This window comes from Microbacterium sp., assembly GCF_030149085.1.
GTDB lineage: Bacteria > Actinomycetota > Actinomycetes > Actinomycetales > Microbacteriaceae > Microbacterium.
In genome coordinates, this window is sequence record NZ_JASBSF010000237.1 from 1 (window position 1) to 14266 (window position 14266).

The following is a 14266-nucleotide window of genomic DNA, read 5'->3' on the forward strand; positions in this document are numbered from 1 at the left end:
GGGCAACTACATCTTCGACGCGGATGCCCTGATCGAGGCCGTCGAGGCGGATGGCGAGCTGACGACGTCGAACCACGACATGGGCGGCGACATCGTGCCCTACTTCGTGGGCCGCGGCGAGGCCGGCGTCTACGACATGAAGCGCAACGACGTGCCCGGCTCGACCGATCGCGACCGCGCCTACTGGCGGGACGTCGGGACGATCGATTCGTTCTTCGACGCGCACATGGATCTGATCTCGACGCTCCCGGTGTTCAACCTCTACAACACCGACTGGCCGATTCACTCGCAGACGGTCAACTCGCCGCCGGCGAAGTTCGTGCGCGACTCGGTCGGAAGGATCGGGACCGCCATCGATTCGGTGGTTTCGCTCGGTTCAGTGCTCTCCGGGACGCACTTGGAGCGCAGCGTCGTCGGGCCGTGGACTCTGGCAGCTGGCGGGTCGACCATCACGGATGCCGTGCTGTTCGACTATGTGCGCGTGGGACCGGGTGCGCGCGTTCACCGCGCAATCCTGGACAAGAACGTCGTGGTCGCAGACGGCGCCACGATCGGGGTCGACCGGGCCCATGACCTCGAGCGTGGATTCACCGTCACCGACTCCGGAATCACGGTGGTCGGCAAGGGCGTCGTCGTCGAGCGCTGATCTTCCCGTTCCGGCTCAGCACGACCGGGCCGGTAGCGTAGTCGGGTGATGCCAGCCCGTTTCCTTGTCGTCCTCGATGCCGATTCGACGCTGCTGCGTAACGAGGTGATCGAGCTCATCGCGGATGAGGCTGGTCGCGGAGCGGAGGTCGCTGCCGCGACGGAGGCCGCGATGCGCGGCGAGGTGGACTTCGCTGCGAGCCTGCGAACACGCGTTTCTGCTCTGACAGGAGTTCCGCTTGCTGCGTTCGAGCGCGTGCTCGCGCGCGTGGAGCCGACGCTCGGGGCATCCGAGTTCATCGCTGGTGTCCACGACCGCGGCGGCGTTGTCGGTGTCGTGTCCGGCGGTTTCCACGAGGTGCTCGATCACATCGCACCCGCACTCGGGGTGGATCGCTGGCGAGCAAATCGCCTAGCCGCCTCCGATGGTGCTCTGACAGGAGCCGTGGACGGTGAGATCATCGATGCCGAGGGGAAGGCAGCAACCCTGCGCGAGTGGGCGCGTGTGCTTGAGCTACCCCTCTCGCGGACGATCGCGGTGGGCGACGGCGCCAATGATCTACGCATGATGGCGGCGGCGGGCTTGGGCGTGGCTTTCAACGCGAAGCCGACAGTCCGAGAGCTTGCGAATGTCGTGATCGACCCGGTCGATCTGCGCGAGATCCTCCCGCTCCTCCCCCGCTGAGCGCCACCGCGGACGATGGGTCGCGCCTCAATCGATGGTCTGTGTCGGATGCCAGGACTAGCGTGACGACATGCACATCATTCTGATCCCCGGCCTTTGGCTCGACGCGTCATCGTGGGACGACATTGTTCCGGCGCTTCGCGACGCCGACCACGAGCCGCATCCTGTGACGCTTCCGGGGGTTGGCGAACCGGCCGACGCCTCCGGTGAGATCGGCATCGCCGACTGGGTGGATGCCGTCGTCGCGATGATCGACGGGCTCGAGGGTGACGTCGTGCTCGTCGGCCATAGCGGAGGGGGCAACGTCGCATGGGGCGCTGCAGACCGTCGCGTGGACCGGGTGACGCGGGTGATCCTGGTCGACACGCTCCCGCCGACCCCTGGCGGGATGATCTGGGAGTTCCCCGTCGTCGACGGCGTGGTGCCCTTCCCCGGGTGGGACACGTTCGAGAACCCGGAGATCCGGGATCTCTCCGAGGCGGTGCGAGCCGACGTGGCGAAGCGGGCGCTCTCGGTGCCAGCACGCGTGCCGACCGACGCGATCACGCTCACAGACGAGCGACGTCACCGCGTGCCGATGACCATCCTGATGGGTACTGCCAGCGCCGACGAGATCAGTGGCCTGCTTGAGGAACCGCCGGCGTGGGCAGCAGAGCTCGCCGCCAGCGAGCACCTCTCGATCGTCGAGATCGACTCGGGTCACTGGCCGCAGTTCTCGGTTCCCGATGAGCTCGCTAAGCACCTCGTCGCCGCCATCAGGGAGACCTGAGCGGGGTCAGTGCCCCATACCCAATCCGCCATCGACCGGGATGACCGCTCCCGAGATGTAGGCGGCATCGTCTGAGGCGAGCCAGGTGACGACGCCGGCTACCTCGTCGGGAGTCGCGAACCGGCCCGCAGGAATCGTCGCCTTGTACTGAGCCTGGGTCTCCTCCGGCAGCTCAGCAGTCATGTCGGTTTCGATGAAGCCGGGCGCAACCACGTTCGCGGTGATAGCGCGGCCAGCCAGCTCGCGCGTCAGCGAGCGGGCGAAGCCCACAAGCCCACTCTTCGACGAGGCGTAGTTGATCTGTCCGGGCGAGCCGTAAAGGCCGACGACGCTCGAGATCAGGATGACGCGTCCCCACTTTGCTCGCAGCATCCCCTTCGCCGCCCGCTTGACGACACGGAATGCGCCGCCGAGATTCGTCGCCACCACCGAATCGAAGTCGTCTTCGCTCATACGCAGCAGCAACGTGTCCTTCGTGATCCCGGCGTTTGCGACGACGATCGTCACGGGTCCGAGCTTCTCTTCCACCTCGGCGAAAGCGGCGTCGACGGCCGCGGCATCCGTGACATCAGCGCGAACCGTCAGCGTACCGGCGGGGCCCTCTCCAGAACGCGCGGTCACGGCGACGGGGTACCCCTCCGCGACGAAACGCTCGGCGATGGCGCGACCGATGCCGCGATTGCCTCCGGTAACGAGAACGACGTGATCGGTGGACATGAAGCAGCTCCTGCGGTCGATTCGACCCGCGGTGTGAGCGGGACCGCCCCAGACTACCGTCCACGTTGACACGCCCGGGGGCGACTGGAACGCTGGTGGAAGCACGAATGATCGTGCGGATGCGTGTCAGAAAGGCCGAACTGTGAGCGACCAGAACTCCCCCGCAACCCCCGAGGAACAGCCGCCAGCGGCAGCTCCGGTACCGCCGGCGCCGACGGCTCCCGCTGCGTATCCGCCGCCGGCCCCGCCCGCACCCCCCGCGTACAGTGCGCCGGCGGCTCCGCCCGCCTACGGCGCGGCTCCGGCGTACGCCGCGTACCCGCAGGGCCCCAAGACCAACACGCTGGCGATCGTGTCGCTCGTGTCATCGCTCGTGGGCGTGTTCGTGATCCCCATCATCGGCCAGATCGTCGGGATCATCACCGGCCACATGTCGCTGAGCCAGATCAAGCAGACGGGCGAGGGCGGCCGTGGGCTGGGGCTCGCCGGCGTCATCATCGGCTGGGTCTCGCTCGGCCTGTGGATCCTGGGCATCATCGCATTCGTCCTGTTCTTCGTCGCCGTCGGCACCGCAGGGATGACGAGCTACCGATCCTGAGACGCACCACATCAGCGCGGCGTACTCTGGTAGCACCGTGAAATCATCAGCAAAGCCGCAACCAGCGACGTCCCTCCCCCGGGCACCGAAAGAAGACGCCGGCAAGCGGTCGACGACGTATCTCGTGATGATGGCGATCCGTCTCGTCTGCTTCGCCCTCGTCCTGTTCGTCACGCCCTACAGCTGGTACACCTGGGTCTTTGCGGCCATGGCGATCTTCCTGCCGTATCTCGCCGTCGTCATCGCCAACGTCAGCGCCGACATGACGGCACCCACGGCGCTCGGACCGGAGCGCATGATCGAGGCTCCCGCGCCCAGCGCGGCACCGTCCCCCGCTGCCGCGCAAGCGCCGCAGATCATCCGGATCGACGAGAGTCCGCAGGAGCGCGCGGGTGAGAGCTGAATCCGCGTCACCGGGCTCCGAGACGATCTGTTCGCGCGCCGGATGCCGAGAGGCCGCGCGCTGGAGCATCCGGTGGCAAAACCCGCGAATCCACACGGGAGATCGCAGCAAGACCTGGCTCGCCTGCGATGACCATGTCGGTTACCTGCGCGAGTTCCTCGCTGCCCGCTCGTTTCCGCTGAGCGTTGACGCTTTCGCGGCGGAACAGGCGTGAGTGAGCACGAGGCGCCCGCGGCGGTGCGGTGGACGGCGTACGTCGCCGTCGTGGTGCTGTTCGCGATAGCGTGCGGGTTTCTCTCCAACTGGCAGTTCACCCGCAACGCTGAGCGCTCGACGCAGCTTGCGCTCGTCGAGGCCAACTACGACGCCGAACCGGCGACGCTCAATGATCTGGTGCCCGCGACCGGTGAGCTACCGGTCGACAACGAGTGGCACCCGGTGGCGCTCGAGGGAACTTATCTCGTCGACGACACCGTACTGGTGAGGAACCGTCCGCACGGTGGCACTGCCGCCTTCGAAGTCCTGGTGCCGTTCCAGACCACGGATGGCCGGATCCTGCTCATCAACCGCGGTTGGGTACCGCCCGCCGAAGACAGTGATCCGAGTGCGATCCCCGCGCCCCCGACGGGGACCGTCGAGGTGATCGCGCGGCTGCGGCCGGGCGAGTCGCTCCCCCGATCCGGCCGAACCGACGCCCCCGAGGGCCAAGTGCCGACGATCCACCTTCCCCTCATCGCAGAGGAGCTCGGGGGCGATCCCGCCTTCATCACGAGCGCCTACGGTGTGATGGTCTCGGAGTCGCCGACCGCGGCATCCCTCCCGAATCCGCTGGAATCCCCCTCCGATGACCCCGGGCCCTACCTGTCGTATGCGATTCAGTGGATCCTGTTCGCCGTCATGGGGTTCTTCTTCATCGGCTATGTGATTCGCACCGAGATTCGTCACCGTCGGGAGGAAGCAGACGACTCCCCCCGTCCCCCGCGCGGCCAGCGCCGTCGCGACCGCGATATGGCCGAGGAAGACGAGATCCTCGACCGGCTCCCCCAGTAGTTCGCAGAGTGGGACGACCGAGGGCGAGCGTCACGCGAGCGTGATGAGGTCGATATAGTCGCGACCCCAGATGTCTTCAACACCGTCGGGCAGAATGAGGACCCGCTCGGGGTTGAGCGCCTCGACAGCGCCCTCGTCGTGCGAGACCAGGATGACGGCGCCCTCGTCGTGAGCCAGCGCGCCGAGGCTCTCGTCGCGGGATGCCGGGTCGAGGTTGTTCGTCGGCTCGTCCAGCAGCAGCTCGTTGGCGCTCGAGACCACCAGTGTCGCGAGCGACAGGCGGGTTTTCTCCCCGCCCGAGAGCACGCCGGCCGGCTTGAGCACATCGTCCCCCGTGAACAGGAACGACCCCAGCACCTTGCGCGCTTCGGTCGCGGTGATGTCGGGCGCCGCGGACATCATGTTGTCGAGTACGGAGCGGCCCACATCGAGGTTCTCGTGCTCCTGCGCGTAGTACCCGATCTTCAGACCGTAGCCAGGCTCGACCTGCCCGGTGTCGGGACGATCGACTCCGGCGAGGATACGCAGCAACGTCGTCTTGCCGGCGCCGTTGAGCCCCAGCACGACGACCTTTGATCCGCGGTCGATCGCGAGGTCGACATCCGTGAAGATCTCCAGCGATCCGTACGACTTCGACAGGCCGGATGCCATGAGCGGCGTCTTGCCGCACGCTGCGGGCTTCGGGAAGCGGAGCTTGGCGACGCGGTCTTCTTGCCGCACCTCGTCGAGCCCCGAAAGAAGCTTCTCGGCCCGTGCGAGCATCTGGTGGGCTGCCGCGGCCTTCGTCGCCTTGGCCCCGAACTTCGCTGCCTGCTGCTGCAGCGCCGTCGCCTTCTTCTCGGCGTTCGCACGCTCCTTCTTGCGGCGCTCCTCGTCGGCCACGCGCTGGCGCAGATAGTTCTTCCACGACATGTTGTAGATGTCGATGACCTGGCGATTCGCATCGAGATAGAAGACCCGGTTGACGGTCTCACCGACGAGCTCGACATCGTGCGAGATGACGATGAGGCCACCCTTGTAGTTCTTCAGGAACTCTCGCAGCCACACCACACTGTCGGCATCCAGGTGGTTCGTCGGCTCATCGAGGATCATCGTCTGCGCGTCCGAGAACAGGATGCGGGCAAGTTCGATGCGACGGCGCTGACCACCCGAAAGCGTGCTGAGCGGCTGGTCGAGGATGCGGTCGGGCAGCGCCAGGTTGTGGGCGATCGAGGCGGCTTCAGCCTCGGCGGCGTACCCGCCCAGCGCCTCGAAGCGCTCGGTGAGCGATCCATACCGGCGCATGGCGCGCGCCGCGACATCGGCGTCGTCATCGGCCATCGCGAGGCTCGCCTCGTGCATCCCGATTGCAAGCTGACCCAGCCCCCGCGCATCCAGGATGCGGGTGCGTGCCAGGTCTTCGGGATTACCCGACCGCGGGTCCTGTGGCAGGTACCCGAGCTCCCCGCTGCGATCCACGCGACCGGCGGCCGGCAGAAGGTCACCCGAGAGCACCTTCGTGAGTGTGGTCTTGCCGGCGCCATTGCGGCCCACGAGCCCGACCTTGTCGCCCGCGCCCACGCGGAACGTGACGTCCGACATGAGCACCCGGGCGCCCACGCGAATCTCGAGGTCGTGCACGGAGAGCACAGCAAAGCTCCGTTTCATTCGGTGAGAAGGGTACTAGGGGGCCGATGGCCAGCCCCCTAGTATAAGTCGCAATACCCCTCCGCCTGGCTTCCCACCGACCAAGGAGCACCATGACGACTGCCGCTGCACCGGCCACGCACACCCGGGTTCTCGCCGACATCATCACCCGACCCTCCTCGCGGGCGCGCGCGTTCGCCATCGACGCCGGACTCGTGCTGGCGGGAGTCGCCGTCGTGGCGCTGCTCGCGAAGGTGTCGTTCTTCATCGGGCCGATTCCGATCACGGGGCAGACTCTCGGCGTCATCCTCGTCGGCGCAGCGCTCGGGTCTGCTCGAGGCGCTGCTGCGATGACGACCTACATGTTCGTCGGTCTGCTCGGCCTGCCCGTTTTCGCGGGGCCGGTCGCAGGTCCCGCCTATCTGCTCGCACCCTCGTTCGGGTTCATCTTGGGCTTCATACCCGCGGCTTTCGTCGCCGGATGGTTCGCTGAGCGCGCCTGGGATCGCAAGCCCCTGCTCGCCTTCGCGGGCTTCGTGATCGCCAGCGTCATCCCGTTCGTCATCGGCATCCCCTACATGGCCTTCATCCTGTCGACCGTGATGGGTCAGGACATTTCGCCCGCCGGTGTGCTCAACGCAGGCCTGTTGCCGTTCATCGTTCCCGGCCTGATCAAGGCCGGCTTCGCCGCGCTGCTGATCCCCGGCGCATGGGCCCTCGTGCGGCGGATCGACACCGCCAAGAAGCACTGACGGTCAGCGGGAGAGGGCGCCAATTCGTTCGATCGCGTCGCGGAGCACTTCCGGCGAGCACCCGAAGTTGACCCGCACGAACCCTCGACCCTCGTCGCCGAAGGTCGGACCGTGGTGGACGGCGACTCGCGCCTCGGTGAGGATCCGCTCTGCGGGGTCCTCGCCCCACCCCAGACCCGACAGATCGACCCACGCGAGGTATCCCGCATCGGGGATCTTATACCGCGCCGCCGGTACGTGTTCGGCGAGCAGGTCAGCGAGCAGGCGCCGGTTCGCGTCGAGCGCGGCGAGCAAGGCATCCAGCCACTCATCGCTCTCGGGCGCGAAGGCCGCGACGCCTGCCAGTGCACCGAAGTGACCCGTTCGCCACTCGACTTCCTTCGGCAACTCCTGCACGACGCGTCGCGTGTCATCAGCGGCAGTGAGCATGAGCGCGCACTTCAGACCCGCAAGATTGAAGGCCTTGCTCGCGCTCGCAACCGCATATCCGACGGATGCCGCGAGTGGCGATGCGCTCAGAAACGGCGTGAACGTCGCCGGCGCATGAACCAGGGGCGCGTGGATCTCGTCGCTGACGACGATCGCACCGTGGCGTGCAGCGATCTCGGCGAGGGCTGCGAGCGTCTCGCGGGAGTGCACGGTGCCGGTGGGGTTGTGCGGGTTGCACAGCAGAACCGCGCGGGCGCCTCCGGCCAGCGCCGCCTCGATGCCTGCCAGGTCCAGGGCGTATCCGGCATCCGCTAGTAACGGCACCCGCTCGACTATTCCTCCCGCTTCCGGGATGAGGTCGTAGAACGGCGGATACACCGGAGGCGTGATGACGACACGGTCACCGGGCGAGATCGTGGCTCTCAGGATCTCGACGAGGCCCATCACGACGTCGCCGGTCGAGCGAACGTGCGCGGGGTCGATCTCCCAGCCGTATCGCCGCCGCGCGAACCCGGCGTACGCCTCAGCGATCCCCGGCTTCGGCGGTGTGTATCCCGTGTCACCGACCTCGACTGCCGCGCGCAGACGCGCCGTGATCGCCGGCGCGAGCGGGAAGTCGGTCTCTGCGACGAAGAGGGGCAGCACGTCGGCGGGATAGGCGCGCCACTTCGTGCTCGTCCGCTCACGCAATCGCTCGATCGGGAGGGCCTGGAGGGGACTCACGGTCATTCTCCGAGCCTAGCCCTGACTGGCCCGAACCTGTCTGGGCACAGCCGCGCAGCGGGGTGCCGTCCTCGGGGCTGGCACCGGGTCTGGCGGGAGCGGGCGCAGCCCGCGAGGGCATGTCCCCGTGGCCGGCACCCCGCGGAGCGGCGAACACGAGGCTTAGGCCGACAGCACGAACCTCAGCCGAACAGGAGATACCGGGATGGGTCATCGGGAAGAACCCAGTTGAAGCCCTCTTCAGCGAAGACGACGACGAGGTTGATCGCGATCGTGGCGACGAATGCCCACACGACAACCCAGGCAAGAATGCGCAGCCAGCCCGTGGCGGGCGCCACCGGCAGCACGTCCTGCGCGAAGACCGCCACGACGCCCGCGAACACGATGACGACGACGAAGGTAATGAGCGCCCAGGTGTACAGGTGCAGGCCAAGAACAGCCTCGCCGTATCCCGGGTCTCCGGGCACGATGTGCAGCAGGATCTGCCGAAGAGAGATCGCCGCCCCCACGACGGCACCGAGGATGGCAAGACCGAGGCCGGTCGCAAGCTCGCGCAGCAGAAGCTCGCCACGCAGCGCGCGGACGACGACGTACAGCGCTCCGAGGCTTGCCAACATCATGCCCATCCGCTGCAGGATGCACAGCGGGCACGGTAGTTCGCCGAGCCCGAACTGGAAGACGAACATCGCCATCGACAGGATGCCGACATAGGCGACCAGGAAGGCCACGAAGGCCCAGAACGAGAGCTTGCGAACGATGAGCGGGGCGGCCATCAGAAGCTCAACTCCAACACGTCGGTCGCGTGGTACGCGAACAGACCGAGCACGGCAAGCGCGGCGATGGCCCACGAGCCGATGACCAACCACCGACTCTTGGCGAAGATGATGACGAGGGCCACCGCGAGCAGCAGGCCGAAGATGAGGGTGTCCACGGCCTCACCATAGTGGGGGCCCGAGTTCGGCATCCAGAGGAACGCGGATTCGGCGCGCCGCCTGGCGTTCAGTCGCGCGAGCTCGCGTTCACCTGGCCGGAACGCTCCTGTCCGGTGAGGGCGGCGACGGCGCTCATCGTGCGCTCAGTGATCTCCCGTCGCGCCTTGCCTGCCGGGATGCCATCGAGATCGGAGAGGTCGAGCGGCTCACCGAAGCGCACTTCGATTCGCGGCCTGCCCGGCACCAGATGACTCAAGGGCCTGATGGTGCCGGTACCGATCAATCCCACGGGGACGACCGTCGCGCCGGTGTCGTACGCCATCCACGCCGCTCCCCCGTGCCCCTCGTGCAACCTGCCGTCGCGAGAACGCGTGCCTTCGGGAAAGACGGCGAAGACGCTGCCGGCTCGCAGGATGCCGGCACCGGCGTCGAGCGCCGCGCGAGCGTCACGGCCCGTTGCACGGTACACCGGCACGCCGCCGATCGACGTGAAGAACCAGCGCATGAACCGTCCGATCACACCGGATCGCGTGAAGTACGACGACTTGATCAGGAACTGGACGGGCCGGGCGGCGGAGGTGGGGATGATGACGGTGTCAAGGGATGACAGGTGATTGCTCGCAAGCAGGACGGGTCCGCGTGCGGGCACATTCGCTCGCCCGACGATGCGCGGCCGGTACAGAATCCAGAACAGCGGACGAAGCACGAGCCGACCGATGAAGTAGATGAAGCCGGGCCGGGTTGTCGCGCGAGCCGGAGCAGGAGCTGTCACGTCGCCACCTTATCCGCGGCGCGGCTGGGTGAGGGCACGACGCGGGACGAGTGATCGGTTCAGATGGCGAAGCCGAGGGCACGCATCATGTCGCGGCCGTCGTCGGTGATGCGCTCGGGCCCCCACGGCGGCATCCACACCCAGTTGATGCGGAAGCGTTCCACGACATCGTCGAGGGCCTGTGCGGTCTGCTCCTCGAGAACGTCGGTGAGCGGGCACCCGGCAGAGGTCAGCGTCATGTGGATGACGAGAGCGTCGTTCTCGTCATCCCAGCTGAGGTCGTAGATCAGTCCGAGGTCGACGACATTGATCCCGAGCTCGGGATCCATCACGTCTTTGAGGGCCTCGGTGACCTCGTCGAACTTCTCAGGGCTGAGAGTCGCGGTCATGTCTTGATCCTAGGCGTCGGATCCGGCAGCGGGCTCGAGGAAGCGATCGTATCCCTCGGACTCGAGCCGGTCGGCGAGCTCCGGACCACCCTCTTCGACGATGCGGCCGCCGACGACGACGTGGACGAAGTCTGGGTGGATGTAGCGAAGAATGCGGGTGTAGTGCGTGATCAGCAGCACGCCCATGTCGGTCTCGGCCTTGGCGCGGTTGACGCCCTCAGAAACAATCTTGAGCGCGTCGACGTCCAGGCCCGAGTCGGTCTCGTCGAGCACGGCGATCTTGGGCTTCAGCAGTTCGAGCTGGAGGATCTCGTGACGCTTCTTCTCGCCGCCCGAGAAGCCCTCGTTGACGTTGCGCTGCGCGAACTTCTCGTCCATGCGGAGGTCCGCCATGGCCTTCTTGACGTCCTTGGTCCACGTGCGGATGGCGGGTGCCTGCCCGTCGATCGCCGACTTGGCGGTGCGCAGGAAGTTCGTCACGGTCACGCCGGGGATCTCGACGGGGTACTGCATCGCGAGGAAGAGGCCCGCGCGCGCACGCTCGTCGACAGACATCTCGAGGACATCTTCACCGTCGAGCGTGATCGAGCCACTCGTCACCGTGTACTTGGGGTGCCCGGCGATCGTGTACGCGAGGGTCGACTTGCCCGACCCGTTGGGGCCCATGATCGCGTGGGTCTCGCCCGTGCGAATCGTGAGCGTCATGCCGTTGAGAATCTCGGTCTCACCGGCATCCGTGTCGACCGTGACGTGCAGGTCGCGGATCTCGAGAACAGCCATGGGGTTCCTTTTCAGTGGATGTCTGTGGTGACGGGCTTGGTGACGGCGGGGTCGATCAGGACGTCGTCGCCCTCGATCGTGACCTCGTACACCGGCACCGGCTCGTACGCGGGAAGGTTCAGGGGCTTGCCGGTCAGAAGAGAGAACGCAGAGCCGTGGGCCCAGCATTCCAGGGTCTCCCCTTCGACGAAGCCGTCGGCAAGCGAGATGTCCCCGTGCGTGCAGGTGTCCCCGATGGCGTGGACGTCGCCGTTTGAGTCCTTGACGACGGCGATCGCAACACCGTCGACCACGACGCGCTTGGCGGCATCCTGTTCCAGCTCGCTCAGCGAGCACACGCGGGTGGCGCTCACGCAGCCGCCTCCTGTTCGAGTTCGGCGGTGACCGCCTCGGTGAGTTCGGCCTCGAGCTCGGGGATGCCGAGGCGCTGGATGATGTCGCTGAGGAACCCGATCACGACGAGCCTGCGGGCTTCCTCTTCGGTGATGCCTCGCGCCTGCAGGTAGAAGAGCTGCTCGTCGTCGAAACGGCCGGTGGCGCTCGCGTGACCCGCACCCTGGATGTCGCCGGTCTCGATCTCGAGGTTCGGGATCGAGTCGGCGCGCGCGCCATCGGTCAGCACGAGGTTGCGGTTGGCTTCGTACGAGTCGGTGCCGACGGCGTCTCGTCCGATGAGCACATCCCCGACCCAAACGCTGCGCGCGCTCGAGCCCTGCAGGGCTCCCTTATAGAGGACGTCTGCTGTCGTGTTCGGGCCGCGGTGGTGGACGTACACCTGGCTTTCCAGGTGCTGGCCGGCGTCGGCGAAGGACAGACCGTAGAGCTTGCCCTCGGATCCGGCGCCGGCGAGATCGACCGACGGGTTCACCCGCACGACCGCACCGCCGAGGCTCACCACGGTGTGGCGAAGGGTCGCGTCGCGACCCACCACGGCCTGATGCGCCGCGACATGCACCGCGTCGTCATCCCACCGCTGCAGCGAGACGAGTGTCAGGTTCGCACCGTCACGGACGATGATCTCGACGTTCTGGGCGAACCGCGCCGAACCTTCGTGGCGCAGCACGACTGTCGCGCGCGAGTGAGGGGCCGCTTCGATCACGACGTGGGAATGTGCACGCAACGACGCGCCGGCGCCCGTGAAGACGACTTCGACCGGCTCATCGAGCTCGGCATCAGCTGGCACCTTCAGGTACAGGGCTTCCGCCGAGCGCTGCCACGCGATGGCGCTGGGCAGGTCCTCGGGCACAAACGCCTCGCCGCGCGGGGCCTGGCCGATGGCGAGGCCGGCTGCCGCCAGCGGGCCGGTGACCGTGATGCCGACAGCACCCTCGTCGCCGGGCTCGTCCGCGAACAGCGGAGCGACAGCCGCGATGGGGCTGTGCTTCCAATTGACCTCGCGGCCTGTCGGTGCGCCGAACGCTGCGGGGTCGTAGGAACGCGGGCGTTCGGAGCGCGTCTGGACGGGAACGACGTCCCAGCCCCCGTCGGTGTGCGCGGTCGATCCGGGCGCCGTCGCCGACGCCTGTGCGGTAGTCGTCATCTCAGCCGACGCTGCCTTCCATGCTCATTTCGATGAGCTTGTTCAGTTCGAGGGCGTACTCCATCGGCAGTTCGCGCGCGATGGGCTCGATGAATCCGCGGACGATCATGGCCATGGCCTCATCCTCGGGGAGCCCCCGCGACTGCAGGTAGAAGAGCTGCTCTTCACTCACCCGCGAGACCGTCGCCTCGTGTCCGAGCTGCACGTCGTCGACGCGGATATCGATCGCCGGGTAGGTGTCGGAGCGGGAAACGGTGTCGACCAGCAGCGCGTCACAGCGAACCGTGTTGGCGGAGTAGTGAGCGTTCGGGTCAACGCGGACCTCACCCCGATAGCCAGCGCGTCCGCCGCCACGCGCGATCGACTTCGAGACGATCGAGGATGTCGTGTACGGCGCCATGTGGATCATCTTCGCGCCGGCATCCTGGTGCTGTCCCGGGCCGGCGAAGGCAACGGACAGGGTCTCGCCCTTCGCGTGCTCTCCCATGAGGAAGACCGACGGGTACTTCATCGTGACTTTGGAGCCGATGTTGCCGTCGATCCATTCCATCGTGGCGCCCTCGTGGGCAACGGCACGCTTGGTGACGAGGTTGTAGACGTTGTTCGACCAGTTCTGGATCGTCGTGTAGCGCACGCGCGCGTTCTTCTTCACGATGATCTCGACGACCGCGGAGTGCAGCGAGTCACTCTTGTAGATCGGAGCCGTGCAGCCCTCGATGTAGTGGACGTACGAGCCCTCGTCGGCGATGATCAGCGTCCGCTCGAACTGGCCCATGTTCTCGGTGTTGATCCGGAAGTAGGCCTGCAGCGGGATCTCGACATGAACACCGGGCGGCACGTAGACGAAGGAGCCCCCCGACCAGACCGCGGTGTTCAGGGCTGCGAACTTGTTGTCACCGGCGGGGATGACGGTGCCGAAGTACTCTTCGAAGAACTCCGGGTGCTCCCGCAGAGCGGTGTCGGTGTCCATGAAGATGACACCCTGCGCCTCGAGGTCCTCGCGGATCTGGTGGTAGACGACCTCGGACTCGTACTGCGCCGCGACGCCCGCCACAAGGCGCTGGCGCTCGGCTTCAGGGATTCCCAGGCGCTCGTACGTGTTGCGGATGTCTTCCGGGAGGTCTTCCCAGGACTGCGCCTGCTTCTCGGTCGAGCGCACGAAGTACTTGATGTTGTCGAAGTCGATCGCGCTGAGGTCAGCACCCCAGGTGGGCATGGGTTTGCGGCCGAAGAGCTCGAGCGCCTTCAGACGGCGCTGCAGCATCCATTCGGGTTCGGCCTTGAGGGCCGAGATGTCACGCACCGTCGCTTCGCTGAGGCCGCGCTTGGCGGCGGCCCCCGCAGCGTCGGGATCGTGCCAGCCGAATTCGTAGACTCCGAGCCCCGCCAGTTCGGGGCGATCGATCAGGACGTCAGACATGGTCACACTCTCCTCTTGGCCGCAACGGTTTCATCC

Annotated in this window: 19 protein-coding genes; 8 read left to right on the forward strand and 11 right to left on the reverse strand. The window is 66.8% G+C overall.

Going from position 1 to position 14266, the window contains the following annotated elements; all coding sequences use genetic code 11:
- From Q1V87_RS09640 to Q1V87_RS09650, 3 genes are all read left to right on the forward strand, one after another.
- Positions 1 to 646, forward strand: a 646-nt coding sequence (locus Q1V87_RS09640; RefSeq protein WP_300592043.1) for a sugar phosphate nucleotidyltransferase, incomplete at its 5' end; no start/stop codon positions are given.
- 48 nt (positions 647 to 694) lie between these two features.
- Positions 695 to 1330: a phosphoserine phosphatase SerB gene (gene serB / locus Q1V87_RS09645; RefSeq protein WP_300592074.1), complete on the forward strand. Its 636-nt coding sequence runs from the start codon at positions 695 to 697 to the stop codon at positions 1328 to 1330.
- A gap of 70 nt (positions 1331 to 1400) precedes the next feature.
- Positions 1401 to 2099, forward strand: a complete 699-nt coding sequence (locus Q1V87_RS09650; RefSeq protein ID WP_300592045.1) for an alpha/beta hydrolase — start codon at positions 1401 to 1403, stop codon at positions 2097 to 2099.
- A gap of 6 nt (positions 2100 to 2105) precedes the next feature.
- Here Q1V87_RS09650 and fabG read toward each other — a convergent pair whose 3' ends face one another.
- On the reverse strand, positions 2106 to 2816 hold the full coding sequence (fabG, locus tag Q1V87_RS09655) for a 3-oxoacyl-ACP reductase FabG (RefSeq protein ID WP_300592047.1): 711 nt from the start codon (positions 2814 to 2816) through the stop codon (positions 2106 to 2108).
- Positions 2817 to 2958: 142 nt separating this feature from the next.
- Here fabG and Q1V87_RS09660 point away from each other — a divergent pair, with 142 nt between their 5' ends.
- The 4 genes from Q1V87_RS09660 to Q1V87_RS09675 are packed head-to-tail and all read left to right on the forward strand — an operon-like array spanning position 2959 to position 4867.
- Positions 2959 to 3414, forward strand: coding sequence for a DUF4190 domain-containing protein (locus tag Q1V87_RS09660; protein WP_300592049.1), 456 nt, complete (start codon positions 2959 to 2961; stop codon positions 3412 to 3414).
- Between the two features lie 37 nt (positions 3415 to 3451).
- Positions 3452 to 3817: a DUF3099 domain-containing protein gene (locus tag Q1V87_RS09665; RefSeq protein ID WP_300592051.1), complete on the forward strand. Its 366-nt coding sequence runs from the start codon at positions 3452 to 3454 to the stop codon at positions 3815 to 3817.
- Positions 3807 to 4031 carry a hypothetical protein gene (locus tag Q1V87_RS09670; protein ID WP_300592053.1) on the forward strand — a complete coding sequence of 75 codons (225 nt, stop codon included), beginning with the start codon at positions 3807 to 3809 and terminating at the stop codon, positions 4029 to 4031. The genes Q1V87_RS09665 and Q1V87_RS09670 overlap by 11 nt, the downstream gene beginning before the upstream one ends.
- The gene (locus tag Q1V87_RS09675; protein WP_300592055.1) at positions 4028 to 4867 is read left to right on the forward strand and encodes an SURF1 family protein; all 840 of its coding nucleotides are present in this window, start codon (positions 4028 to 4030) and stop codon (positions 4865 to 4867) included. The genes Q1V87_RS09670 and Q1V87_RS09675 overlap by 4 nt, the downstream gene beginning before the upstream one ends.
- A 30-nt stretch (positions 4868 to 4897) precedes the next feature.
- Here the strand turns inward: Q1V87_RS09675 and Q1V87_RS09680 are convergent, their stop codons facing one another.
- Positions 4898 to 6496, reverse strand: coding sequence for an ABC-F family ATP-binding cassette domain-containing protein (locus Q1V87_RS09680; RefSeq protein ID WP_300592076.1), 1599 nt, complete (start codon positions 6494 to 6496; stop codon positions 4898 to 4900).
- 110 nt (positions 6497 to 6606) lie between these two features.
- Between Q1V87_RS09680 and Q1V87_RS09685 the strand changes: the two genes are divergently transcribed.
- The gene (locus tag Q1V87_RS09685; RefSeq protein WP_300592057.1) at positions 6607 to 7245 is read left to right on the forward strand and encodes a biotin transporter BioY; all 639 of its coding nucleotides are present in this window, start codon (positions 6607 to 6609) and stop codon (positions 7243 to 7245) included.
- A gap of 3 nt (positions 7246 to 7248) precedes the next feature.
- Here the strand turns inward: Q1V87_RS09685 and Q1V87_RS09690 are convergent, their stop codons facing one another.
- The 9 genes from Q1V87_RS09690 to sufB form a co-directional block, all read right to left on the reverse strand.
- Positions 7249 to 8403, reverse strand: coding sequence for an aminotransferase class I/II-fold pyridoxal phosphate-dependent enzyme (locus tag Q1V87_RS09690; RefSeq protein WP_300592059.1), 1155 nt, complete (start codon positions 8401 to 8403; stop codon positions 7249 to 7251).
- 176 nt (positions 8404 to 8579) lie between these two features.
- Positions 8580 to 9170 carry a disulfide bond formation protein B gene (locus Q1V87_RS09695; protein ID WP_300592060.1) on the reverse strand — a complete coding sequence of 197 codons (591 nt, stop codon included), beginning with the start codon at positions 9168 to 9170 and terminating at the stop codon, positions 8580 to 8582.
- Positions 9170 to 9328 (reverse strand): DUF5993 family protein, encoded by a 159-nt coding sequence (locus Q1V87_RS09700; protein ID WP_300592062.1) that lies wholly within the window; start codon positions 9326 to 9328, stop codon positions 9170 to 9172. Before Q1V87_RS09700 ends, Q1V87_RS09695 begins: the two co-directional genes overlap by 1 nt.
- A 68-nt stretch (positions 9329 to 9396) precedes the next feature.
- Entirely contained in the window at positions 9397 to 10101 is a 705-nt protein-coding gene (locus Q1V87_RS09705; RefSeq protein ID WP_300592064.1) for a 1-acyl-sn-glycerol-3-phosphate acyltransferase, read from the reverse strand.
- A 59-nt stretch (positions 10102 to 10160) separates the two neighbouring features.
- Positions 10161 to 10490 carry a metal-sulfur cluster assembly factor gene (locus Q1V87_RS09710; RefSeq protein ID WP_195693758.1) on the reverse strand — a complete coding sequence of 110 codons (330 nt, stop codon included), beginning with the start codon at positions 10488 to 10490 and terminating at the stop codon, positions 10161 to 10163.
- A 9-nt stretch (positions 10491 to 10499) separates the two neighbouring features.
- Positions 10500 to 11270 (reverse strand): Fe-S cluster assembly ATPase SufC, encoded by a 771-nt coding sequence (sufC, locus tag Q1V87_RS09715; protein ID WP_300592066.1) that lies wholly within the window; start codon positions 11268 to 11270, stop codon positions 10500 to 10502.
- A gap of 11 nt (positions 11271 to 11281) precedes the next feature.
- Entirely contained in the window at positions 11282 to 11623 is a 342-nt protein-coding gene (locus tag Q1V87_RS09720; RefSeq protein ID WP_300592068.1) for a non-heme iron oxygenase ferredoxin subunit, read from the reverse strand.
- On the reverse strand, positions 11620 to 12810 hold the full coding sequence (gene sufD, locus Q1V87_RS09725) for a Fe-S cluster assembly protein SufD (protein ID WP_300592070.1): 1191 nt from the start codon (positions 12808 to 12810) through the stop codon (positions 11620 to 11622). The genes Q1V87_RS09720 and sufD overlap by 4 nt, the downstream gene beginning before the upstream one ends.
- Position 12811: 1 nt before the next feature.
- A complete protein-coding gene (gene sufB / locus Q1V87_RS09730) occupies positions 12812 to 14230 on the reverse strand; it encodes a Fe-S cluster assembly protein SufB (RefSeq protein WP_300592072.1) in 1419 nt (472 codons plus the stop codon).
- Between the last annotated feature and the right edge of the window lie 36 nt (positions 14231 to 14266).

What these genes read in the sequence shown, in the direction of transcription:
- serB (WP_300592074.1), top strand. Translation starts at nt 695, where the DNA reads ATGCCAGCCCGTTTCCTTGTCGTCCTCGATGCCGATTCGACGCTGCTG.
- Q1V87_RS09650 (WP_300592045.1), top strand. Translation starts at nt 1,401, where the DNA reads ATGCACATCATTCTGATCCCCGGCCTTTGGCTCGACGCGTCATCGTGG.
- fabG (WP_300592047.1), bottom strand. Translation starts at nt 2,816, where the DNA reads ATGTCCACCGATCACGTCGTTCTCGTTACCGGAGGCAATCGCGGCATC.
- Q1V87_RS09685 (WP_300592057.1), top strand. Translation starts at nt 6,607, where the DNA reads ATGACGACTGCCGCTGCACCGGCCACGCACACCCGGGTTCTCGCCGAC.
- Q1V87_RS09690 (WP_300592059.1), bottom strand. Translation starts at nt 8,403, where the DNA reads ATGACCGTGAGTCCCCTCCAGGCCCTCCCGATCGAGCGATTGCGTGAG.
- Q1V87_RS09695 (WP_300592060.1), bottom strand. Translation starts at nt 9,170, where the DNA reads ATGGCCGCCCCGCTCATCGTTCGCAAGCTCTCGTTCTGGGCCTTCGTG.
- Q1V87_RS09710 (WP_195693758.1), bottom strand. Translation starts at nt 10,490, where the DNA reads ATGACCGCGACTCTCAGCCCTGAGAAGTTCGACGAGGTCACCGAGGCC.
- sufC (WP_300592066.1), bottom strand. Translation starts at nt 11,270, where the DNA reads ATGGCTGTTCTCGAGATCCGCGACCTGCACGTCACGGTCGACACGGAT.
- sufD (WP_300592070.1), bottom strand. Translation starts at nt 12,810, where the DNA reads ATGACGACTACCGCACAGGCGTCGGCGACGGCGCCCGGATCGACCGCG.
- sufB (WP_300592072.1), bottom strand. Translation starts at nt 14,230, where the DNA reads ATGTCTGACGTCCTGATCGATCGCCCCGAACTGGCGGGGCTCGGAGTC.